This window comes from Microbacterium sp. zg-YB36, from assembly GCF_024623575.2.
GTDB lineage: Bacteria > Actinomycetota > Actinomycetes > Actinomycetales > Microbacteriaceae > Microbacterium.
On the sequence record NZ_JANJFD020000001.1, the window covers coordinates 1372472 to 1394391 of the forward strand.

Annotated in this window: 24 protein-coding genes; 10 read left to right on the forward strand and 14 right to left on the reverse strand. The window is 69.8% G+C overall.

Translation table 11 applies throughout. The features are described 5' to 3' along the window. Positions 1 to 66: 66 nt before the first annotated feature. Positions 67 to 762 carry an NAD-dependent deacylase gene (locus NQ151_RS07060; protein WP_257508034.1) on the reverse strand — a complete coding sequence of 232 codons (696 nt, stop codon included), beginning with the start codon at positions 760 to 762 and terminating at the stop codon, positions 67 to 69. Positions 763 to 798: 36 nt separating this feature from the next. On the opposite strand from NQ151_RS07060, the gene NQ151_RS07065 reads away from it, so the two are divergent. Beyond that, positions 799 to 1335 carry a putative immunity protein gene (locus NQ151_RS07065; protein WP_257508033.1) on the forward strand — a complete coding sequence of 179 codons (537 nt, stop codon included), beginning with the start codon at positions 799 to 801 and terminating at the stop codon, positions 1333 to 1335. Here the strand turns inward: NQ151_RS07065 and NQ151_RS07070 are convergent. The 3 genes from NQ151_RS07070 to NQ151_RS07080 form a co-directional block, all read right to left on the reverse strand. Beyond that, positions 1332 to 2060 carry a sulfurtransferase gene (locus NQ151_RS07070; protein ID WP_257527538.1) on the reverse strand — a complete coding sequence of 243 codons (729 nt, stop codon included), beginning with the start codon at positions 2058 to 2060 and terminating at the stop codon, positions 1332 to 1334. The genes NQ151_RS07065 and NQ151_RS07070 overlap by 4 nt on opposite strands. An 85-nt stretch (positions 2061 to 2145) precedes the next feature. Then, positions 2146 to 2598, reverse strand: a complete 453-nt coding sequence (locus tag NQ151_RS07075; protein ID WP_257508031.1) for an SRPBCC family protein — start codon at positions 2596 to 2598, stop codon at positions 2146 to 2148. A gap of 90 nt (positions 2599 to 2688) precedes the next feature. Beyond that, positions 2689 to 3189 carry a GNAT family N-acetyltransferase gene (locus NQ151_RS07080; RefSeq protein ID WP_257508030.1) on the reverse strand — a complete coding sequence of 167 codons (501 nt, stop codon included), beginning with the start codon at positions 3187 to 3189 and terminating at the stop codon, positions 2689 to 2691. A gap of 216 nt (positions 3190 to 3405) precedes the next feature. Between NQ151_RS07080 and NQ151_RS07085 the strand changes: the two genes are divergently transcribed. Continuing rightward, entirely contained in the window at positions 3406 to 4908 is a 1503-nt protein-coding gene (locus tag NQ151_RS07085; protein WP_257527539.1) for a SulP family inorganic anion transporter, read from the forward strand. A 6-nt stretch (positions 4909 to 4914) separates the two neighbouring features. On the opposite strand, the gene NQ151_RS07090 is transcribed toward NQ151_RS07085, so the two are convergent. After that, a complete protein-coding gene (locus tag NQ151_RS07090; RefSeq protein WP_257527540.1) occupies positions 4915 to 5802 on the reverse strand; it encodes a hypothetical protein in 888 nt (295 codons plus the stop codon). 132 nt (positions 5803 to 5934) lie between these two features. On the opposite strand from NQ151_RS07090, the gene NQ151_RS07095 reads away from it, so the two are divergent. After that, positions 5935 to 6507, forward strand: coding sequence for a Dps family protein (locus NQ151_RS07095; RefSeq protein ID WP_257508027.1), 573 nt, complete (start codon positions 5935 to 5937; stop codon positions 6505 to 6507). Between the two features lie 71 nt (positions 6508 to 6578). On the opposite strand, the gene NQ151_RS07100 is transcribed toward NQ151_RS07095, so the two are convergent. From NQ151_RS07100 to NQ151_RS07115, 4 genes are all read right to left on the reverse strand, one after another. Next, entirely contained in the window at positions 6579 to 7475 is an 897-nt protein-coding gene (locus NQ151_RS07100; protein ID WP_257508026.1) for an SDR family oxidoreductase, read from the reverse strand. A 21-nt stretch (positions 7476 to 7496) separates the two neighbouring features. After that, positions 7497 to 9290, reverse strand: coding sequence for a glycoside hydrolase family 15 protein (locus tag NQ151_RS07105; protein WP_257527541.1), 1794 nt, complete (start codon positions 9288 to 9290; stop codon positions 7497 to 7499). 184 nt (positions 9291 to 9474) lie between these two features. Continuing rightward, a complete protein-coding gene (locus tag NQ151_RS07110) occupies positions 9475 to 10032 on the reverse strand; it encodes an NYN domain-containing protein (RefSeq protein ID WP_257527542.1) in 558 nt (185 codons plus the stop codon). Between the two features lie 75 nt (positions 10033 to 10107). After that, on the reverse strand, positions 10108 to 10887 hold the full coding sequence (locus tag NQ151_RS07115; RefSeq protein ID WP_257527543.1) for an isocitrate lyase/PEP mutase family protein: 780 nt from the start codon (positions 10885 to 10887) through the stop codon (positions 10108 to 10110). Positions 10888 to 10980: 93 nt separating this feature from the next. Here NQ151_RS07115 and NQ151_RS07120 point away from each other — a divergent pair, with 93 nt between their 5' ends. The 3 genes from NQ151_RS07120 (at position 10981) to NQ151_RS07130 (ending at position 13063) form a co-directional block, all read left to right on the forward strand. Further along, positions 10981 to 11394 (forward strand): HNH endonuclease, encoded by a 414-nt coding sequence (locus tag NQ151_RS07120; protein ID WP_257527544.1) that lies wholly within the window; start codon positions 10981 to 10983, stop codon positions 11392 to 11394. Between the two features lie 126 nt (positions 11395 to 11520). Then, positions 11521 to 11940 (forward strand): DUF3054 domain-containing protein, encoded by a 420-nt coding sequence (locus tag NQ151_RS07125; protein ID WP_257527545.1) that lies wholly within the window; start codon positions 11521 to 11523, stop codon positions 11938 to 11940. A 79-nt stretch (positions 11941 to 12019) separates the two neighbouring features. Then, positions 12020 to 13063 carry an LLM class flavin-dependent oxidoreductase gene (locus NQ151_RS07130; RefSeq protein ID WP_257508020.1) on the forward strand — a complete coding sequence of 348 codons (1044 nt, stop codon included), beginning with the start codon at positions 12020 to 12022 and terminating at the stop codon, positions 13061 to 13063. Here the strand turns inward: NQ151_RS07130 and NQ151_RS07135 are convergent. Further along, complete coding sequence (locus NQ151_RS07135; protein ID WP_257527546.1) at positions 13060 to 13680, reverse strand: TetR/AcrR family transcriptional regulator; 621 nt, start codon at positions 13678 to 13680, stop codon at positions 13060 to 13062. The genes NQ151_RS07130 and NQ151_RS07135 overlap by 4 nt on opposite strands. A 122-nt stretch (positions 13681 to 13802) precedes the next feature. Here NQ151_RS07135 and NQ151_RS07140 point away from each other — a divergent pair, with 122 nt between their 5' ends. Next, the gene (locus tag NQ151_RS07140; RefSeq protein WP_257527547.1) at positions 13803 to 14378 is read left to right on the forward strand and encodes a dihydrofolate reductase family protein; all 576 of its coding nucleotides are present in this window, start codon (positions 13803 to 13805) and stop codon (positions 14376 to 14378) included. Here NQ151_RS07140 and NQ151_RS07145 read toward each other — a convergent pair. Then, positions 14342 to 14827 carry an ASCH domain-containing protein gene (locus NQ151_RS07145; protein WP_257527548.1) on the reverse strand — a complete coding sequence of 162 codons (486 nt, stop codon included), beginning with the start codon at positions 14825 to 14827 and terminating at the stop codon, positions 14342 to 14344. The genes NQ151_RS07140 and NQ151_RS07145 overlap by 37 nt on opposite strands. A gap of 132 nt (positions 14828 to 14959) precedes the next feature. Between NQ151_RS07145 and NQ151_RS07150 the strand changes: the two genes are divergently transcribed. Continuing rightward, positions 14960 to 16618, forward strand: coding sequence for a catalase (locus NQ151_RS07150; RefSeq protein ID WP_257527549.1), 1659 nt, complete (start codon positions 14960 to 14962; stop codon positions 16616 to 16618). Between the two features lie 122 nt (positions 16619 to 16740). On the opposite strand, the gene NQ151_RS07155 is transcribed toward NQ151_RS07150, so the two are convergent. Then, positions 16741 to 17661: a diacylglycerol/lipid kinase family protein gene (locus NQ151_RS07155; RefSeq protein WP_257508015.1), complete on the reverse strand. Its 921-nt coding sequence runs from the start codon at positions 17659 to 17661 to the stop codon at positions 16741 to 16743. A gap of 119 nt (positions 17662 to 17780) precedes the next feature. On the opposite strand from NQ151_RS07155, the gene NQ151_RS07160 reads away from it, so the two are divergent. Further along, positions 17781 to 18395, forward strand: coding sequence for a helix-turn-helix transcriptional regulator (locus tag NQ151_RS07160; RefSeq protein ID WP_257527550.1), 615 nt, complete (start codon positions 17781 to 17783; stop codon positions 18393 to 18395). Here NQ151_RS07160 and fdhD read toward each other — a convergent pair whose 3' ends face one another. Together fdhD and moaA are read right to left on the reverse strand one after the other, a co-directional pair. Further along, on the reverse strand, positions 18396 to 19232 hold the full coding sequence (gene fdhD / locus NQ151_RS07165; protein ID WP_257527551.1) for a formate dehydrogenase accessory sulfurtransferase FdhD: 837 nt from the start codon (positions 19230 to 19232) through the stop codon (positions 18396 to 18398). It abuts the gene before it with no gap. Positions 19233 to 19248: 16 nt separating this feature from the next. Beyond that, complete coding sequence (gene moaA / locus NQ151_RS07170) at positions 19249 to 20334, reverse strand: GTP 3',8-cyclase MoaA (RefSeq protein WP_502883557.1); 1086 nt, start codon at positions 20332 to 20334, stop codon at positions 19249 to 19251. Positions 20335 to 20489: 155 nt separating this feature from the next. On the opposite strand from moaA, the gene NQ151_RS07175 reads away from it, so the two are divergent. Beyond that, entirely contained in the window at positions 20490 to 21920 is a 1431-nt protein-coding gene (locus NQ151_RS07175) for a cytochrome ubiquinol oxidase subunit I (protein ID WP_257508012.1), read from the forward strand.

The following is a 21920-nucleotide window of genomic DNA, read 5'->3' on the forward strand; positions in this document are numbered from 1 at the left end:
CGTGTCGTGCGCCGCACGTTGCGGACGCACCGGCTCAAGGATAGCGCGGCGCACCTTTGAAAGGGCTTAAACGCCCAGTCGCCGCCTGACGTACTCCGGGACGACAACGGATGCCGGGCCGAGCACGACCTCGTCGAACAGCGACGTGTCCTCGTGGGTCTCCAGATTCAGCAGCGCCGTCTTCGCGCCGACCGCGCTGGCGAGCGCATGGAGGGTGGATGCCGGCGACACATTGCCCGACGTGCCGATCACCCACAACTCCTCACACTGCCCCACCGCGTCATAGATCTCATCCAGCCGGTACACCTGCTCGCCGAACCAGACCACGTCCGGCCGCAGCGTGCGGTGTCCACACGACGGGCACGGCGGCTCGTCGGCCAGGTCCTGGGCCCACGGCATCCGCTGCCCGCACGTCGTGCAGCGGGCGCTCGCAAGCTCGCCGTGGATGTGGATGACGTTGCGCGACCCCGCGCGCTCGTGCAGGTCGTCGACGTTCTGCGTGACGATCAGCACATCCCCCTCCAGCGCCCGCTCCAGTTCGGCGAGCGCGCGGTGCGCCGGATTGGGTTCGGCCGCGCGCGCCGCCCGGCGCCGCTGGTCGTAGAACGCGTGCACGAGCGCCGGGTTGCGGGCGAAGCCCTCGGGGGTGGCGACGTCCTCGATGCGATGCTCCTCCCACAGCCCATCGGCGGCGCGGAAGGTCGCCAGCCCCGACTCCGCCGACACTCCCGCCCCGGTGAGGATGACGATGCGTGCGGCCATGCTTCGACGCTACTCGCGCCGTGGCAGGGTGTCCGTATGGTCTCCCCGCAGGCGCTCAGCGAACCCGATCGCCGCACCGTCGCCGCGTGGGCGGCCGACTGCGCCGAGCGGGTGCTGTGGATCTTCGAGGCGGACGCGCCGGCCGACGACCGGGCGCGCGACGCCATCGCCCGAGCGCGCGCCTTCGCCCGGGGTGAGCTCGGTGCGGCCGGTGAGATCAAGCGGCGCTTCGTCGCCGGGCGCGCGGCCGGCGCCGCCGACTCACCGGCCGCGAAGGCTGCGGCGCGGGCCGCTGCGCAGGCTGCGGGTGTCGCCCACATGGGCGCTCATGCGCTGGGTGCGGCCGCCTACGCGGCGCGAGCCGCAGCGCTGGCCTCGCCCGACGCCCCGGATGCCGCGCGTGACGAGGTGCGGTGGCAGCTCGCGCACATGAGCGATCCGACCAAGGCGGCGCTTGCCCTCCTGCCACCGCTGGGCGAGGACTCCGCCGGGCCGCTCGGGCCAGGGTTGCTCGCGTCCGGCGTCCTCGGCGAGATCATCCGCGAGATTCAGACGCACACGGGCACGCGTTAGCGCGGCGCGAGGTCGGGTGACAGGGCTTCGCGCTCGTCGAAGACGAAGCACTCGCCCGTCCAGTGGTCGCCGCCGACCTGCTCGAAGTAGCCGAGGATGCCGCCGTCCAGCTGGAACGCGTCGATCCCCTCTTCCCGGAGGTGGATCGCGGCCTTCTCGCAGCGGATGCCACCGGTGCAGAAGCTGACCACCGTCTTGCCTTCCAGGTCGTCGCGATGCGACGCCGCGGCATCCGGGAACTGCGTGAAGCGCTCGATGCGCCAGTCCACCGCGCCGCGGAACGTGCCGTAGTCGACCTCGAACGCGTTGCGGGTGTCCAGCAGCACGACGTCGCGGCCGTCGTCGTCGTGTCCCTGCTGCAACCAGCGGTGCAGCGTCGCCGGGGCGACGGCGGGCGCGCGGCCCGCCTCGGGGCGGATGGTGGGGCGGTCCATGCGGATGATCTCTCGCTTGAGCCTCACGAGCATCTTGCCGAAGGGCTGCGCCTCGGACCAGCTCTCCTTCGGGGTGAGGGCGGCGAAGCGCGGGTCGGCGCGCAGGTCGGCCACGAAGCCGCGGACGGCGGTGGCGTCGCCGGCGAGGAAGAGGTTGATGCCCTCCTCGGCGAGCAGGATGGTGCCCTTCAGCCCCGCGGCATCCGCTCTGCTGCGCAGCAGCGGGCGGAGGGTCTCGCGGTCGTCGATCCGGGTGAACAGATACGCCGAGATGTTGAGGACGGCAGGCACGGGCTCCAGCTTACGGAGCGCACGGAGGGCATCCGCACCCACGCGAAGACCCCGCCGGCACAAGGCGCGGCGGGGTCTCAGGCGGTCAGCTCACGTCGCCGCGCCACGCACCGGTCTCGGTGCCGCGCGATTCGATGAACTCCTTGAACTTCTTCAAGTCCTTCTTGACGGCATGGTCGTCCCAGCCGATCGCGGCGCCGACCTTCTCGGCGAAGCCTTCCGGCGTCCAGTCCAGCTGCACCGTCACGCGCGTAGTGGTGTCGTCGAGCCGGTGGAAGGTCACCACACCGGCGTGGTCGACATCGCCGGTGATGCTGTTCCACGCGACGCGCTCGTCGGGGTGCTGCTCGCTGATCTTGGCGGTGAACTCGCGGTGCACTCCAGCGACGGTCACCTTCCACAGCGTGGTCTGGTCATCGCCCTGGGTGATCGAGTCGACGAAGGTCAGAAACTCGGGGAACGACTCGAACTGGGTCCACTGGTTGTAGGCGACCGACACGGGGACGTTGACATCGATGCTCTCGGTGATACGGGCCATGGGCATTCCTTTCTCCGAACGGGATGACACGCCCATCGTGTCGCGCACGCCCCACCGTGGTGAAGGGGTTGCCCGGAACCGGCTCGTCTGTTATCCCCGAGCGAGCTCGCCGAGCGCGTCCCCGGTGAGCCGCTGGGTCGTCCACTCGCTCATGGGCTCGGCGCCGATCGCGCGGTAGAACGCGATCGACGGCGCGTTCCAATCCAGCACCGTCCACTCCAGGCGCGAGTAGTCCCGCTCCACGCACAGCGCGGCCAGCGACGCGATGAGCGCCTTGCCGTATCCGCTGCCGCGGTGCTGCTCATGCACGTACAGATCCTCGAGCCAGATGCCGTGGCGACCGGTCCACGTCGAGTACGTCAGGAACCAGATCGCGATCCCCACGATCTCGCCCTCGCGCTCCACGACGTGCGCGAACACGCGCGGCTCGTCCCCGAACAGGGCGGCGGTGATGGCGGGCTCGGTGTTGGCCACGGCATCCGGCTCGCGCTCGTAGACGGCGAGATCCACGATGCGGGCGAGGATGCCGGGCTCGTCGCCGGGCCGGGCGGCGCGCAGCACAGCGCCGTCGTCGAAGGTGCGGAAGATCACGCCCCGAGCCTACGGGGCGGGTCCCGGTCGGCATCCGTTCGCCGGAATGCGGAGATCCGCCGGAACGCGGATGCCTGCGCGCCAGCGGCCCTCACCCCGGCAGATCCCCTCCCCCCGGCAAGACCGCAACGCCGCGCGCGCAGACCGCCACCCCGGAAAACATACAATCGACACGCCCGCCTTTGTGCCTCCGCGCACCCCCGTCAAGGAGTCCGCGTGACCGCCCCCGCCCGCCCTCGCATCGAATCCACCGTGGTGCAGGCCCTGCGCAGCCCCCGTCTGCTCACCCGCGAGGTGCTCGCCGGACTGGTCGTCGCGATCGCCCTCATCCCCGAGTCGATCGCGTTCTCCCTCATCGTCGGCGTGGACCCCCGCGTCGGGCTGTTCTCCTCGTTCGTCATGGCCGTCGTCATCGCCTTCACCGGCGGCCGCCCGGCGATGATCACCGCCGCGACTGGAGCGGTCGCGCTCGTGATCGCACCCGTCGCCCGCGAGCACGGCATGGACTACCTCATTGCGACCGTGATGCTCGCGGGCGTGCTGCAGATCCTGCTCGCCGCGCTCGGGGTCGCGAAGCTCATGCGCTTCATCCCCCGCAGCGTCATGGTGGGCTTCGTCAACGCGCTCGCGATCCTCGTCTTCGTCTCGCAGCTGCCGCACCTGACCGAGGTGCCGTGGGCGGTGTATCCGCTCGTGGTCGTGGGGCTGGCGATCCTGTACCTGTGGCCGCGGTTGACCCGCGCCGTGCCGGCACCGCTCATCGCGATCGTCGTGCTCACCGGCGTCGTGGTGGTCTTCGGCATCGCCGTTCCCACCGTCGGCGACCAGGGCGAGCTGCCCCGCAGCCTCCCGGAGCTGTTCATCCCGAACGTGCCGCTCCAGTGGGAAACGCTGCAGATCATCGCCCCATATGCCCTCGCCGTCGCGGTGGTGGGCCTGCTGGAATCGCTGTTGACCGCCAAGCTCGTCGACGACATCACCGACACCCACTCCCGCAAGACCCGCGAGGCGTGGGGTCAGGGCGTCGCGAACGTCGCCTCGGGCCTGTTCGGCGGCATGGGCGGCTGCGCCATGATCGGCCAGACCATGATCAACGTGAAGGCCTCCGGCGCGCGCACCCGCATCTCCACATTCATGGCGGGGGTGTTCCTGCTGATCCTCGTCGTGGTGCTGGGCGACATCGTCGCGATCATCCCGATGGCCGCGCTGGTCGCGGTGATGATCCTGGTGTCGGTGGGCTCGTTCGACTGGCACAGCATCCGCCCGTCCACCCTCAAGCGGATGCCGCGCAGCGAAACCCTCGTGATGATCGTGACCGTCGCGGTCACGGTGTGGACCCACAACCTCGCCCTCGGCGTCGCCGCAGGCGTACTCACCGCGATGGTGGCCTTCGCCCGGCGCGTCGCCCACTTCACCACCGTCACCCGCACCGTCGACGACTCCCCCGAAGGACCGGTGGCCCGCTACACCGTCGACGGTGAGCTCTTCTTCGCCTCCAGCAACGACCTCACGACTCAGTTCGACTACGCCGCCGACCCCGAGCGGGTCGTGATCGACATGACCCGGTCCCACGTATGGGATGCCTCGACGGTGGCCGCCCTCGACGCGATCGTCACGAAGTATGCCGCCCGCGGCATCCAGGTGGAGCTGGTCGGCATGAACGATTCCACCGCGGCGTTGCACGGCCGGCTCAGCGGCGAGGTCGACGGCGTGCTCTGACGCCGGCTACCCGGCGCCGACCAGCGCTGGGTCTGGTTGGTCCCACGTCTGCGTCGTGCGCAGCACCCAGTACAGGCAGAACAGCGCGAGCGCGGCGAACTCGCACACGAACACCAACGGGAAGTCCGAGGCAGCCGGCCTGCCGACGGCCACGAAGACGGTGACCACCAGCAGGTCCGCCGCCATCAGCGCCGCGATCACGGCGTACCCGACGCGCACGGCCTGGGACGGCGGCGGCTCGGGCGCCCAGTCGGTGCGCAGCGCGTCCAGCAGGGCGACGACCGCCAGGATCCCGAAGAACCCGGTCGTCGCCACCCCGTGCCCGAACCCGACGAACGATTCGCGGCCCAGCGCCCACCACGCCCACACGCCTCCGAGCACGACGACGGCGACCACGATCGATGGCCAGGTGCGCGAAAGGGCGGCGCCCCCGGCATCCGCCCGCACGCCCATCAGGACGGCCACCACCACGGCGAGCGCGCCCACGATGAGGTAGGTCACGATGCCGTTGTCAATGGCCGGGTGCACGGAGGCGGGCACGCACGGGACGCCGCCGCACACGGGGGCGTCGGCGATCGCGAAGACCGGGGTCGGGATGACCGCCACGAGCGGGGCGAGCAGCGCCGCCGCGTCCAGCAGTGCGCGCTGCGGCCCACGCCCGGAGAGGGCGAGCAGGCCCAGGGATGCCGCGATCAACGCCCCCACGAAGGCGACCTGCGCGGCGGTGTAGTAGTAGGCGCTGATCGATTCCAGCACGCCGACGTCGGGCACGGCCACACCGACGGCGACGGCGATCGCCACCGCCGTCCCCGCTACCCCCAGGCGCAGGTAGCGGTACGTGCGTTGCAGCGACGTATCCGCTGCGACCGCGCCGCCCCCGGCATCCTGCGTCATGGCGTGAGCGTAGCGCGGGCCGGCCACGGCGCGCCCGGCCTCTAGCACTCAGCGCGCACGGCTGCAAGCACGTGCACACCTTACGGGCACCGGCCTACGTTCGTAGACACCCCGATCGAACAGGAGCCCGAAATGGCGAAGACCACGACGAACAAGAGCACCTCGACGACCGCGACGCCCAACCGCCGGCGCAGCGCCCGCGGCGGTGCCGGCGCGAAGCTGACCAAGGAGGAGAACGCCGAGAAGGGCTTCACCGCCACGGCCGACCTCAGCGAGAACCTGCAGAAGGTGCTCGTGGACCTCATCGAACTGTCGCTGCAGGGCAAGCAGGCCCACTGGAACGTGGTGGGGACGAACTTCCGCGACACGCACCAGCAGCTGGACGAGATCATCGATTCGGCCCGCGAATTCGCCGACACGATCGCCGAGCGCATGCGCGCCCTGCATGCCCTCCCCGACGGCCGCAGCGACGTGGTCGCGCAGACCACCACCCTGCCGGAGTTCCCGCAGGGCGAGATCGCCACCACCGAGGTCATCGACCTCATGACCGAGCGTCTCGACGATGTCTGCGGCACCTGCCGCGACGTGCACGACGACGTCGACGAGGAAGACCCCACGAGCGCTGACATCCTGCACGCGGTGCTGGAACGCCTTGAGCAGCTCTCGTGGATGGTGAGCGCGGAGAATCGCACGCCGAAGCGCTGATCCTCTCGCGCAGGTGAAACGAAAGCCCGTCCGGTTCGCCGGACGGGCTTTCATCGTTGCGGCGGGCGTCCTCAGGGGGTCGGCATCCCGCCATTGACGTTCAGCGTCTCGCCGATGACGTAGCTGGACTCCGCCGAGGCGAGGAAGACGTACGCCGGCGCGAGCTCGGCGGGCTGTCCCATGCGCCCGAGGGGCGTCTGCTCGCCGAACTCCTCGAGCTTCTCCGGCGGCTGGCCGTCGGTGGGCTGGAGCGGCGTCCAGATCGGTCCCGGGGCGACGGCGTTCACCCGGATCCCCTTGGGCGCGAGCTGCTCGGCCAGGCCCTTCGTGAAAGCGTTGATGGTGGCCTTCGTCGAGGCGTAGTCCACCAGGATGCCGGACGGCGAGTACGCCTGGATCGACGTGGTGTTGATGATCGTCGATCCCGGGGTCAGGTGCGGCAGCGCCGCCTTGGTGATCCAGAACATCGCGTACACGTTCGTCTTGAACGTGTGATCGAACTGCTCATCGGTCAGCGTCGTCAGGTCCTCGTTGTAGACCTGCTTGCCGGCGTTGTTGACGAGGATGTCCAGGCCCCCGAGCCCTTCGACCGTCTGGGCGACGAGGTCGCGGCAGTATGCCGGGTCCTTGAGGTCGCCCGGCAGCGTCAGCACGGTCGCGCCGGCGTCGCGCAGGATGCCGGCGATGCGCTCGGCGTCCTTCTCCTCCTCCGGAAGGTACGACAGGGCGACGTCGGCGCCCTCGCGCGCGAACGCGATCGCGGTGGCGGCGCCGATGCCGGAGTCGCCGCCGGTGATGAGCGCCTTGCGGCCGGTCAGGCGGCCGGAGCCGCGGTAGCTGTCCTCGCCGAGGTCGGCCTTGTCTGTGAGCTCGGCATCCAGGCCGGGCTCCGACATCTCCTGGTTCTCGGGCTCGATGTCGGCGTAGAGCTTCGCCGGGTCGGTGAACGTGTACTGGTCCCGTGACATGGTGTTCCTCTCTCGTGATGGTCAACGGCCGCGGAGCTTGTGCTCCGGGACGAGTTCGCGGATGGTCAGGGCGGCGCTGAGGAACCCGAGATGGCTGAGCGCCTGCGGGGTGTTGCCCCAGGCCGATCCGTCGGTCTCATCGATCATCTCGGCGTAGATGCCCACGTCGTTGGCGGTGCCGACGAGGGCATCCATGAGTTCCAGCGCCTCGTCATGCCGGCCGACGCACGCCATGGCGTGCGCGCGCCAGAACGCACAGGCGACGAAGGTCTTCTCGATCTGGTCGGCGCCGGTGAAGCGGTACAGCAGCGGGCCCGCACCGAGCTCGGCGGTGAGGGCGTCGATCGTCCGAGACATCCGCTCGCCGCGATCGAATCCGCTCGCGGCGTGCAGCAGCACCGAGGCGTCCAGGTCGTCACCGTCGGCCACCGCAACGTAGGCGCCGCGTTCCTCCGACCAGCAGCGCTGTTCGATCCACTCACGGATGCGATCGCGCTCGGCCTGCCACCTCGCGGCACTGCCCGGGATCACACCCGCCTCGGCGAGCCAGACGGCATCGTCCAGCGCCTTCCAGCAGCCCATCTTCGAGGACGTGTAGTGCTGCAGTTCGGGGAGCTCCCACATACCGGAGTCGGGGTTGCGCCACAGGTCGCAGGCGCGGTCCGCGATGCCGGCGAGCATGCGTCCCGTCCCGGTGTCGAGCACGTTGCCGGCTTCGACGTAGGTGCGGCAGATCGCCATCAGGTCGCCGTAGACCCCCAGCTGCAACTGCTCCTTGGCCGGGTTGCCGGTGACGACCGGACCGATGCCGTGCCAGCCGGGCACGTCGGCCGTGGTCGGGGCCGGGACGAGGGCGCCGTCGAGCGTGTACATGACGTGCAGGTTCGGGCCGTGGGCGCGGATCGTCTGCAGCATCCACGACAGCGCCGCGTGCGTCTCCTCCCGCAGTCCGAACCGCACCAGCGCGTGCGCGGTGTAGGCGAGGTCCCGCACCCACGCGAAGCGGTAGTCCCAGTTCTTGCCGCCGCGCGGGCTCTCCGGCAGCGACGTGGTCGCGGCGGCGGCGATCGCGCCCGTAGGGCTGTAGATCAGCAGCTTCAGCGCGAGCGCGCTGCGCTGCACGTGTGCGTCCCAGGGTCCGTCGTAGGAGAAGACGCGGGACCACATCCGCCAGTTGGCGATGGTGCGATCGATCCCCTCGTCGGCGGCGTGCGGGTCGGGGAACGGCAGCGGCTCGTCGTGCGTCGCCGCGATCGCCACGAGGTGGCGCGACCCGGGCGTCGTGGTGAATGCTCCCGCGAGCACCGGTCCGGCCGCGCCGTCGTCATCGGGCGTGTACGGGCCGTGGTCCAGTCCGACGACGCTCATGCCGGTGCGGCCGCAGCGGATCACGGCGCCGTGCGGGGTCTGCTCGATCCACGGCGACGCGGTCTGCAGCGAGGTGCCGGGGCGCACGGCCCATGCCATGGGCACCTCGCCTTTCACCCCGTCCACCCGTCGCGCCAGCTCCGCCCACGGCAGACGTCCCGCGACGCCCGAGACGAGCGCGTCGGTCACCCGCACCACGCCGTCCGCGGTCGTGAAGGTCGTCTCGAGCACGTTGGTCTCGGGGACGTAGCGCCGCCGCATCGTGAACTCCGCCGCCGGGGCGAGTTCGAAGCATCCGCCGGTGGAGTCATCGAGGATGCGCGCGAACACCGCGTCGGAGGCCAGTTCGGGCAGCGGCATCCAATCGATGCTGCCGTCGGAGCCGACCAGAGCGACCGTGCGGCCGTCGCCGATCGGGGCGTACGACTCGATCGGCTGACACGTCACGCTTGCTCCCTCTCGCCCTGGATGCATCCAGTCTTGGCGAGAGCGCCGGAGGACGCCTGCGGGTTGACAACCGCGCCGGGGCCGTGCGATCCGCGCGCGGGCGCCGCGGCACCGCTACCCCCGTGGGATCGCCTGTCACGAATGGTCGCGCGCGGCGACGATACGTGACAGGTGAACCAGTGCGTCAGCGCAGGAACTGCAGCGGGTCGAACTCCTCGATCGGGATGACCCGGATCCGCGGCAGCGCGGCGTCGAACGCGCCCGCATCGAACTCGAGGTCGTAGGTCTCCAGTCCCGGGATGCCGACGAAGCCGCTGCTGCGGAACTCCCCGAAGCCGAGCACGCCCAGGCGGCGCTTTCCGTCGGCGAGCGCGCCGAGGTCCTCGACGAAGTCGCCGTCGTGGCTGACGAGCATGACGTCTTCGTCGCGGTCGCGCAGTGCACGCAGCGTCCGCTGGATGGCGATGTCGACGATCTTCGCGTCTGCGGGACCCGACAGCGGCACCGGCTCATAGCCGAGCGCGACGAGAGCCTGCACGAACGTCATGGGCAGGTTCGTCGTGGCGTTGAGGAAGAACAGCCCGCGCGTGGGCTGCTGCCAGGTGCGCGCGACGAACGAAAGGATGCGATCCCAGCGGGGTCGCTCTTCAGGCTGGGGCCGTCGGCCGAGGATCGATCCGCCGAGCGTCGCGTCGATGTTCTCGCCGTCGACCAGAACCCATGCGCCCTGTGCGTCGCTCACTGCGACCTCCCTGCGACGCTGTACGAAACGCCGCTTCGATCCTATGGCCGCAGACGGCTCCGCCCGTCGCGCCGGTCAGTTCAGCGCGCGCGTGCCGGCGGGGATGACGCCGTCGGCGTAGAGGCTCGTGGCGAGGTCCTGCAGCGCGGTGAGCGCAACGCGCTGCGTCATCGGACCGTACGAGATGCGCGCGACACCGAGCGCCTCGTACTCCGCCGCCGTCAGCGCGCCCGGAGCGCCGATGACGCTGACCTTGCGCTCGCCGATGCCGTCGACCAGCTGCCGTGTGATGTCGGCATTGAGCGGGCCGGGCACGAAGACGACATCGGCGCCGGCATCGAGGTAGGCGCGGCCCCGCTCGATCGCGTCGGCGATCGACTGCTCGACCGGCCGGTCGCCGGCGCGCACGAACGCGTCGGTGCGCGCGTTCAGGGCGAAGGGCACGCCCTCGGCCTCGCCGGCGGCGACGATCGCCGCGACGGCGGCGACGGATTCGGCCAGCGGCTTGAGCCGGTCCTCGACGTTCGCGCCGACCACGCCCACGCCGATCGCGCGGCGCACCGTCTCGCCCGGGTCGCCGAACCCGGCATCCAGGTCGGCGGAGACCGGCAGGTCACCGGCGACGGCGACGATGCGCCCGACCATGTCGAGCATCAGTTCCAGCGGGATGTTCTCACCGTCCGGGTACCCGAACGTCGCGGCGATCGAATGGCCCGCGGTGGCGATGGCCCTCGTCTCGGGCAGGGCGATGATCGCCTTGGCGGACACGACGTCCCACACGTTCACGACGCGGAGGATCTCGGATGCCGCATGCAGTTCGGACAGGGTCTGGGCGCGTTCTGCCTGGGTAGTCATGCCCCTACGCTAGCGGCGCCCCGTGGGCGCGGGACCGGGCGCGGCGCCGCGCGCCACCGGCATCCGTCGCCCTCTGCTGGTTACCCTGGCGACATGGCCGTTCGTCAGACCCGTCGCGCCCGTGCGCAGCGCCGCCGCGTGAAGCGGGTGGCGGCGTCGGGCAGCGATCTGACCGATGCGCAGTGGTTCCGCATTCTGGATGCCTGGGCGGCCTGCGCCTATTGCGGCGCCGACGGCGCGGGGTTGCAGCGCGACTGCGTGCTGCCGATCTCCCGCGGCGGCCGGTACACGATCGACAACGTCGTGCCGGCGTGCCGCTCGTGCAACGCGAGCAAATCCAACGACGAAGTGACCTCATGGATGCGGCGCCGGCGCCTGGATGAGCCGGCGTTCCTGCTGCGCTGGCGGCAGATCGTGCTGGAACTGGTCGCGGAGACCGCCGAGGCCGTCGAGGTCGAGCCCGAGACCGCCGGGCCCGCAGCCCCCGCAGCTTCCAGTGTCAGCTGATGCCGCTTCGCCCGCGCTGAAGCGGCACGAACTGACACCTGAACGCCCCGCACCTGCGGCCGCACCCCGAAGCTGACGCCAGTGTCGCGTGCTGGGGCCGCTGTAGCCGTCGCCGACAATGGAGGCATGACCCGCTCCGCCCTCGCCGCGTTCGCCCTCGATGCCGTGCTCGTCATCGCGTTCGCCGCGTTGGGGCGCGCGAGCCACGAGTCCGACGCGTTCGGCCTGGGCCTGATCACGACGGCGTGGCCATTCGTCGTGGCGCTCGTGGTCGGCTGGCTCGTGCTGCGCGCGTGGCGGCGCCCCGCCGCGCCAGTGCGCAGCGGCCTGGGCATCTGGGCGATCACCGTCGCCGGCGGCATGCTGCTGCGCGTGCTCAGCGGACAGGGCACCGCGCTGCCGTTCGTGATCGTGGCGACCCTCACCCTGTTGTTCCTGCTGGTGGGCTGGCGGCTCATCGCGGCCGCGGTGCGGCGGCCCCGCCGCGCCCGCGTCGCTCGGTCGTCGCAAACGTCCCCCACCGGCCCCGCAACCGGCCGTTCGTGACGACCGAACCGACGGCCCCCGAGCCCGCACGAACCCGACGCACCGGAATGGATGCCGCGCGGCATCCGTTGCACTGAGAATGCAACGCTTCGGAACGCTCTCGTTCGGCCACTACGGTCCCCTGGGCCAGGGCCGGCAGCTGACCGCCGGCGATTCGATGCGCCAGGCCATCGACCTCGCGCAGGGGATGGATGACCTCGGCGTCAACGGCACCTACTTCCGCGTGCATCACTTCGCGCGGCAGCAGGCCTCACCGATGCCGTTGCTCTCGGCAATCGCCGCGACGACCAAGCGCATCGAGGTCGGCACCGGTGTGATCGACATGCGCTACGAGAACCCGCTGCACCTGGCCGAAGAGGCCGCCGCGGTGGACCTCATCAGCGACGGCCGCCTCGCCCTCGGCGTCAGCCGCGGGTCACCGGAATCCGTCGTGCGCGGCTACGAGGCGTTCGGGTACACCGGGTCGACCGATCCCCGCGGCGCCGACCTCGCCCGCGCACACTTCGACCTGTTCCTGCGCGCGATCGACGGCGAAGGCCTGGCCCAGCGCGACCCGGAGAGCCCCTTCGGCGGCGGCACCGGGATGCAGCGGGTCGAGCCGTACTCCCCCGGCCTGCGCTCGCGCGTGTGGTGGGGCGCCGGCAACCGCGACAGCGCGCAGTGGGCGGGCACGATGGGCGTGAACCTGATGTCCTCCACGCTGCTGACCGAAGACCGCGGCGTGCCGTTCGACGTGCTGCAGGCCGAGCAGATCGACGCGTTCCGCGCCGCGTGGCGCGAGGCCGGTCATGCCGGCGAACCTCGCGTCTCGGTGAGCCGGTCGATCTTCCCGATCACCACCGCAGAGGACGAGCTGTACTTCGGGCACTCCGCCGACAGCGAGGGCGTCGGTTACATCGACGGCATCCGGTCCAGGTTCGGCAAGACCTACGCGGCCGCGCCCGACGTGCTCGTTGAGCAGCTGCTGCAGGATGCCGCGATCGCCAGTGCCGACACCCTCATGCTCACGATCCCGAGCCAGCTGGGTGTCGAGTTCAACCTGCGCATCATCGAGTCGTTCGCGAAGTACGTCGCGCCCGCGCTCGGATGGCAACCGACCACCCAGCCGACCACCCAGGCCTAGCCCTCACGGCGGATGCCCGCGATCACGTCGTCGACCGCTTGCGCGGCGAGCGGGCGGAGATCCGCGGGATCCTGACCCCGCAGCGGCCCGTGTATGGCGAGTTCGGCAAAGCCGTGCACGGTGGACCAGCACGACCATTCCGCACCCGCGCGCCGTTCGGCGCTCAACAAGCCGGCCGCGACGAGGCCGTCGAGAGCCTCCCGCAGCAGCTGGAGTGGCGGGGGTGTGCGGCCATCCGGGCGCACGATGCCATCGGGCGCGAAGAAGGCGAGCTGGAACCAGCCGGGCTCGCGCAGCGCGAACTCGATGTACCCCATGCCCACGCCCCGCAGCCGAGCAATGGCACGGTCGCCCGCCTCATCACTCTCGCCGTCATCCATCCGTTCGCGCATGGACTGGGCCATCTTGTCCTGAATCCTCGCGGCGACCGCCGCCAGGAGCGCCTCGCGATCAGCGAAGTGCCGATAGGCCGCCCGCGCTGTGACTCCGGCCCTGCGCGTGGCCTCCCGCAGGCGCAGCGCGTCCGGGCCACCGGCGCGCGTCAGTTCCAGGCCGGTCTCGACCAGCGCCGTGCGCAGGTCACCGTGGTGGTAACTGCCCCGCGTCGCCGTCTGCACCTCGCACCATCTCCTGACTCTTGACGAGTGACACGGACCACCCTACTGTCCATGTACACGCCGTATACATGACGCCCCACCGCCCGTGCGGCAGGAGCCGATGGCAGAGGAGGAATCGTCCGATGGGTCTTCTCACGTTCAGCATCAACGTCACCCTGGATGGGTGCGTCGACCACGAGGAGGGCATCGTCGACGACGAGACACACGCTCTTTTCACTCGCCTGTTGGACGAGAGCGGCGCCATGCTCTGGGGCCGCACCACGTACGAAATGATGGAGAGTTACTGGCCGGCCGTCGCACGAGGCGACGTCGATGCGCCGCCGGCGATGCGCGCGTGGGCGACCACGCTGGAGGCCAAGCCGAAGTACGTCGTGTCGTCGACGCGAAGCGACTTCCCGTGGCACAACAGCCACCACGTCACCGGCGATCTGCGCTCGTCGGTGCGGGAGCTCAAGGACCGGACTCCGCGCGGAGTGCTCGTCGGCAGCGGCAAACTCGCGACGGAGCTGGACCGACTGGACCTGATCGACGAATACCGGTTCCTCATCCATCCCATGATCACCGGCCACGGCCCCACCCTGTACCAGGGCGGACTGCCCGGCACCCGACGCCTCGAACTGATATCGGCGGAGCCGCTGCGCAACGGCGCGATCGCCGCGCGCTATCGACGCGCGGCTACCGACGCCGCCGGCGGATAGAGCAGGCGGAACCGTTCGCACACGACCGGCATGTCCGGCTCGTAGCCGCGCGGGTTCTCGGAGTGATTCCGCCAGTACCGCTCGTGCACCTCGCGCCAGTGCGCGAGCGTGCGATCGCCCTCGCCCTCGGCGTGCGCGTGCTCCGCGTCGACCTCGTCGAACGGGATGGTGCGGATGCGCGTCGTCTCGATCACGGCGCGGGGCGCACCCTCACCGTCGAGGATGATGCTGAACTCGCCCTCCTGCGGCAGCGGATCGCCGGATTCCTGGTAGTCCCAGAGGGAGGATGCCGTGCCCGTCTTCACTCCGGCGAGCACAAGCGCCAGCAGTTCATCGGCGTGCGCGGGCGTGGCTCCGAACGCCCACGCCTCGGGGAGCGTCTCCGGCAACTGCGGCAGCTCTGCGCGGCATCCGGCCCAGAAGTCATCGACGGAAACGCGCTCGGTCACCCACCCAACCTAACCCGCGTAGGCGCCGAAACCGGGTTTGGCAAGTGCCTGCGCCCATCGCCGGGCGCAGGTAGCGTCGCTGCCAAGACACGGCAGTCCCCCACCCGGGACGCCATGAACGAAGGAAACACCATGACCGACGTATCGAGCCAAGGTTCCGCGGAAGGTGACGACCGACCGGTGCTGACCACCCGTCAGGGTCACCCCGTTTACGACAACCAGAACCAGCGGACGGTCGGGGCGCGCGGCCCCGCGACGCTGGAGAACTACCACTTCCTCGAGAAGATCAGCCACTTCGACCGCGAGCGCATCCCGGAGCGCGTCGTGCACGCGCGCGGCTTCGTCGCGTTCGGCTACTTCGAGGCCACCGGCATGTGGGGCAACGAGCCGATCTCGCAGTTCACCCGCGCCAAGCTGTTCCAGCAGCCCGGCAAGCGCACCGACCTCGCCGTGCGCTTCTCCACCGTCATCGGCGGCCGCGACTCGTCCGAGACCGCCCGCGACCCCCGCGGCTTCGCGGTGAAGTTCTACACCGAAGACGGCAACTGGGACCTGGTCGGCAACAACCTCGGCGTCTTCTTCATCCGCGACGCGATCAAGTTCCCCGACGTCATCCACTCCCTCAAGCCCGACCCGGTCACCTTCCGGCAGGAGCCAGGCCGCATCTTCGACTTCATGTCGCAGACCCCCGAGTCGATGCACATGCTGATGAACCTGTTCAGCCCGCGCGGCATCCCGGCCAACTACCGCACCCAGCAGGGGTTCGGCGTGAACACCTACAAGTGGGTGAACGAGCAGGGCGACACCAAACTCGTCAAGTACCACTGGATCCCCAGCGTCGGCGTGCACTCCATGACCGAAGCGGATGCCGCAGCGGTGCAGGGCGGCGACCTCGGGCACGCCTCGAAGGACCTCTACGAGGCCATCGAACGCGGCGAGTACCCGGAGTGGGAGCTGCGCGTCCAGATGATGGATGACAACGACCACCCCGAGCTGGACTTCGATCCGCTGGATGACACCAAGCTGTGGCCGGAGAACGACTTCCCGCCCAAGACCGTCGGCAAGATGGTGCTCAACCGCAACGTGTCGAACCACTTCGCCGAGAACGAGCAGATCTCCTTCGGCACCGGTGTGCTGGTGGACGGCCTGGACTTCTCCGACGACAAGATGCTCGTCGGGCGCACGTTCTCGTACTCCGACACGCAGCGGTACCGCGTCGGCCCCAACTACCTGCAGCTGCCGGTGAACTCGCCGAAGCACGCCCGGGTGGCCACCAACCAGCGCGATGGGCAGATGGCCTACTACCAGGACAACGCCGGCGAGAACCCGCACGTCAACTACGAGCCGTCGATCACCGGTGGGCTGCGCGAAGCGCAGTACCCGACCGCGGACGAGCAGGGGCCCGAGATCGTCGGTCGCCTCACGCGCAAGCGGATCCCGCGCACGAACGACTACACCCAGGCCGGCCAGCGCTACCTCCTCATGGAGGACTGGGAGCGTGACGACCTGGTGCGCAACTTCGTCGAGCTGATCTCGCAGGCCGCCCGCGAGGTGCAGGAGCGCATGCTCTGGCACTTCTACATGGTGGAGGACGACCTCGGCCGTCGCGTCGGTGAGGGGCTCGGCATCACGCTCGATGAGGTCAAGGACCTGCCCCCGCTGCAGTCGCAGACCCTCAACGAGGATGAACTGGCCCGGCTGGGGAACCTCGGCAACAACGGTCCCCGCGATGTCACCGGGCTGGTCATGACGCACTGCGTCCCCAACACCCGGGCGAACATGGTCGGCTGACCCGACGGAGTCCTACCCAAGACAGGAGGACTCACCGACACAGGACGATTTCGACAGAAACGTCCTGTACCGGTGAGTCCTCCTGTTTTCGTGAGCGCGGTAGGGCGGGCGGATGCCGCGGCTCAGCGCCGCACGAGCAGCGCGCCGGGCTGGATGGTCGCGAGGATGTCGGCGGTGCTCCCCACCTCTTCACCGTCCACCTCGAACGGCAACGGCGTGGGCAGGGTCACCCGCACCGACGTCGCCTGGCGGTGCCGGGTGGTGGCGGTGTCGACGGCCGCGTCGTCGCGGGCGACCGCTCGACGGATGCCGTTGTCCCAGACGACCGACTTCAGCGCATCCAGCCACTGCAGGCCCTCCGGACCTTCGCCGCCCACCAGCACGATGTCCAGCAGCCCATCGTCGGGCTGAGCGTCGGGGAGGATGCGCAAGCCGCCCTGCACCATGCCGCAATTGCCGATGAGCACGGTGTGGGCGGGTTCGGTCACCGGCAGGTCCGCGTCGAACACGATCGTCGCGTCCACGAGATCGGTCGCGGCCATCGCGCGGCCGAGCGCCCCAACGTAGGCGAGCCAACCCGCCTTGTCCTTGGCGTCGTCGTCGGTCTCGGCGAGCATCTGCGCATCGATGCCGAACCCCACCATGACGAGGAAGATGAACTCGTCGCCGCGGTCGCCCAGTTCGAGGTGACCCACGTCCAGCGGGGAGTCCTCGCCGTCGATGGCACGGGCCAGCGCCGCCGCCGGGTTGCCCAGGCCGATCCCGAGGTTGCGCGCCAGCAGATTGCCGGTTCCGGCGGGCACGATGCCCAGCGGCACGTCGGTGCCGGCCAGCGCCGCAGCGACATCGCGCACGGTGCCGTCACCGCCGGCTGCCACCACCAGGGTGCACCCGTCTTCCAGTGCGGTGCGGGCGAATCCCTGCCCGGCATCCGCAACGGTGGTTTCGTACCAGCGCACCTCGACCGGTTCCCGGCGCGTGGCCAGGGCGTCTTCGAGCACGGAACGGTCCACTTTCGTGGGGTTGAAGACGATACCGATCATCCCCCCACTCTGGTGGAGCAGCGGCCCAGACGCCAGCCGACACCCCATCACAGGACCTTGCCGCCACTCCGGCAAGTTGATGAGTGCGGTCAGACCAGATTCCGTGAATAATGGGGACCGTGACGACAAAGGCAGCAGGGTACAGCGCCATCTCCAGCTACTCCCGAGTGGAGATCCTGCACCGTATTCAGGAGAATCCGCAGCGCACCGTGACCGACCTCGTCGGCGCCACAAAGCTTCATGCGAACACGGTGCGCGAGCACCTGCACCGCCTGCTCGACGACGGCTACATCGTGTCGCAGGTCGAGCACCGCACCACTCGCGGTCGGCCACGCGTGCTGTACAGCGCCGCCGACGGCGCCGGGTCGTCCAGCGCCGTCCAGCAGCGCAAGGTGAAAGAAGCCGCCCACCGCGGTGACCTGATGCGCCGGGTGCTCCCCAGCGAGCTGCCGCCGGAGCTGACCACCGAGGCGCTGCACCAGGTGGACGCACTGGTGGAGAACCTCGTCGACGCCGGGTTCGACCCCATCGTCGACGAATCCGACCTCACGATCGACCTCACCCCCTGTGCGCACGCCGAAGTGCAGGCCGCGCACCGTCAGGTGCTGTGCTCGGTACACCTCAGCCTCATGCAGAGCGTCATCGCCCAGGCGGGCGGCCCGCTCACCGTCGACGGCATGCGCTCCTCGTGCGACCCGCGCGACTGCATCGTGCAGCTGTCGGCGCGGGGCTGATCAACCCGTCTTCACCCGCTCGGGGTGCGCGTAGACGTTGAACGTCTCGCCCCGCGAGAACCCGACGAGGGTCAGGCCCGACGCCACCGCGAGATCGACGGCCAGCGACGACGGCGCCGACACGGCGGCCAGCATCGGGATGCCGGCCATGACCGCCTTCTGCACCAGCTCGAAGCTCGCCCGGCCCGACACCTGAAGCACCGTACCCTTCAGCGGCAGCCGGCCCTGCTGCGCCGCCCACCCGACGACCTTGTCGACGGCGCTGTGCCGCCCGACATCCTCGCGCACCACCAGCGCCCGGCCGGTCGCCGCCTCGAACAGTCCGGCGGCATGCAGCCCGCCGGTCTTGGCGAACACCGCCTGCTGCACCCGCAGTTCGTCGGGGAGGCTCGCGAGCACCCGGGCGTCGATGGATGCCGCGTCGGCGGCGACGTCGTACGACGAGACGGTCTCCACCGCGTCGATCGACGCCTTGCCGCACACCCCGCAGGAGCTGCTGACGAAGAAGTTGCGGTCGCGCTGCGGCACCGCCACGTCCGGCGCGAGGGTCAGATCCAGCACGTTGTACGTGTTGCCGGTGTCGCCGCCGCCGGTGCCGGGGCCGCCGCAGTGGATCGCCGAGCGCAGCTCGTCGCCGCGGGAGATGATCCCCTCCGAGATGAGAAAGCCCGTCGCCAGCTCCACGTCGTGGCCGGGCGTGCGCATCGTCACGGCCAGCGGCACTCCCCCGACGCGGATCTCCAGCGGCTCCTCCACCGCCAGCACGTCGACGCGGCGCACCTCGCCCGCACCCACGGTGACCTTGACGATGGGCTTGCGTGCCGTAATCCGTCCCATGCGCACATCGTAGGCGTCAGCCGCCGATGGCGTTCATCCCCCGAGCCGGCTGCAGGAACGACGGGTCGTTGATCGCGTGGCCGGGCAGCTTGCCGTGCACGCACGCGCGCAGCACCCGCTCGATCGCGGCATCCATCGGCTCCGCACCCTGCCCGCCCGCCGGCCGCAGCGTCGGCATGAGGTCGTACTCCGCCGTGGAGAACAGGCAATTGCGCAGCTGGCCGTCGGCCGTCAGGCGCAGCCGGTCGCAGTCGCCGCAGAAGGGTGCCGTCACCGACGCGATCACCCCGACCGTCTGCGGGCCGCCGTCCAGCAGCCACCGCTCGGCGGGGGCGCCGCCGCGACCGGGCACCGGCGTGAGCGCCCACCGCGTGGCGAGCGCGGCGAGGATCTCCTCGCGGGTCACCATCTGCGCACGATCCCAGGTGTGCCCGGCATCCAGCGGCATCTGCTCGATGAACCGCTGTTGCGCGTCGTGCGCGAGCGCGAACTCCACCAGCTGCACCATCTCGTCGTCGTTCACGCCGCGCATCGCGACGGCGTTGAGCTTGAGCGGCCGCAGCCCCGACGCCTGCGCGGCGCGGATGCCGGCCAGCACGTCGTCGAGCCGGTCGCGACGTGTCAGCGCCGCGAAGCGGTCGCGGTGCAGGGTGTCGATCGAGACGTTCAGCCGCTGCAGTCCCGCCGCCATCAGGTCCGGCAGCAGCTCGGGCAGGCGGATGCCGTTGGTGGTCATCGCCAGTTCCACCGGCGTGCCATCGGGCCCGGTGATGGCGGCCAGCCGCCGCACCACCTCGACGATGTCGGTGCGCAGCAGCGGCTCGCCGCCCGTGAGGCGGAACGTGGTGATGCCGACGCCTGCGGCCACGCGGGCGATGCGCTCGATCTCGTCGAGCGAGAGGATGCCGCTGCGCGCGAGCCACTCGTTGCCCTGCTCGGGCATGCAGTAGGTGCAGCGCAGCGAACAGCGGTCGGTGAGGGAGATGCGCAGGTCGCGGTGTACGCGGCCGAACGTGTCCGACAGCGCCCCTGACGACCGCTCGCCGAGCGGCGCGACGCCCGTCGTCGGGCGCACGCCGATGGCGACCGATGTCACCGTCACGACAGTGTGTCCGCAATCACGATTTCAAGGGTACTCTCGTAACTGGACTTTGTGGTCTGACCACAGCCGGGATTATTCACGGCTGGTCGCCCTTCAAGCGCACGAAAACCGCGGATACCTTCAGCCCGAAGGAAACCGCACGAGGGAGGACTCCGATGGATTTTCTGGATCCACTGCTGCTGGCCCGGTGGCAGTTCGGACTGACCACGCTGTACCACTACCTCTTCGTGCCGCTGACGCTGGGCCTGGTGCTGGTCGTCGCGATCTTCCAAACCGCGTGGCACCGCACGGCGAACATCGCCTGGCTGCACCTGACGCAGCTGTTCGGCAAGATCTTCCTCATCAACTTCGCGATGGGTGTCGTCACCGGCATCGTGCAGGAGTTCCAGTTCGGGATGAACTGGTCGTCGTACTCCCGGTTCGTCGGTGACGTCTTCGGCGCGCCGCTGGCATTCGAAGGCCTCATGGCCTTCTTCTTCGAAGCCACCTTCATCGGGGTCTGGATCTTCGGGTGGAACAAGCTCCCCAAGGCGCTGCACCTGGCATCCATCTGGATGGTGGTGTTCGGCTCGACCCTCTCGGGGTACTTCATCCTCGCCGCCAACGCCTTCATGCAGAACCCGGTGGGGTACGAAATGGCCGCCGACGGCGGCAGGGCCGAGATGGTGGACTTCTGGGCGGTCCTGACCAACCCCGTCGTCCTGGCCGCCTTCCCTCACACGATCTTCTCCGCATGGATGTTCGCCGCCGCCGTCGTCATCGCCGTCAGCGCGTGGCACCTGCGCCGCGGTCAGCACCTGGTGACACTGCGCAAATCGCTGCGGTTCGGCATGTGGTTCATGATCATCTCCTTCATCGGCGTCGCCATCTCGGGCGACCAGCTGGGTCTGGTGATGGTGGAGACGCAGCCGATGAAGATGGCGGCCGCCGAAGCGCTGTGGGAGAACGCCTGCGGCGCGGATGCCTCCTTCTCGCTGTTCTCCCTCGGCACGCCCGACGGCTCCGAGGAGATCTGGTCACTGCGCGTGCCGTACCTGCTGTCGTTCCTGTCGACGCACACGTTCGACGGCTGCGTCGAAGGCCTCAACGACCTGCAGGCGCTGTACACCGAGCAGTTCGGCGACGGCGTGGACTACATGCCCGTCGTCTGGGTCACCTACTGGTCGTTCCGCTGGATGATGGGCCTGGGCGGCGTCGCCACCCTCATCTCGGTCGCCGGCCTCTGGGTCACCCGCAAGAAGGCGACCCGTCCGGTCGCGGACTGGATGTGGCGGGTCGCGATCTGGTCCGCGCCGCTGCCCCTGCTGGGGAGCCTCGTGGGCTGGGTCTTCACCGAGATGGGCCGCCAACCCTGGATCGTGTTCAGCCTCATGCTCACCGAGGACGGCGTCTCCCCGAACGTCCCCGGCTGGACGGTGCTGATATCGCTCGTCGCGTTCACCCTGATCTACGCCGCCCTCGCGGTGGTGGAGTTCGGGCTGATCCTCAAGGCCGCACAGAAGGGTCCTGATGCGGTGCCGGATTCCGGCGTCGACGGCCCCGCGGAGCCGGTACCCCTCGAAGACACCCCGACGACGGTCTACTAG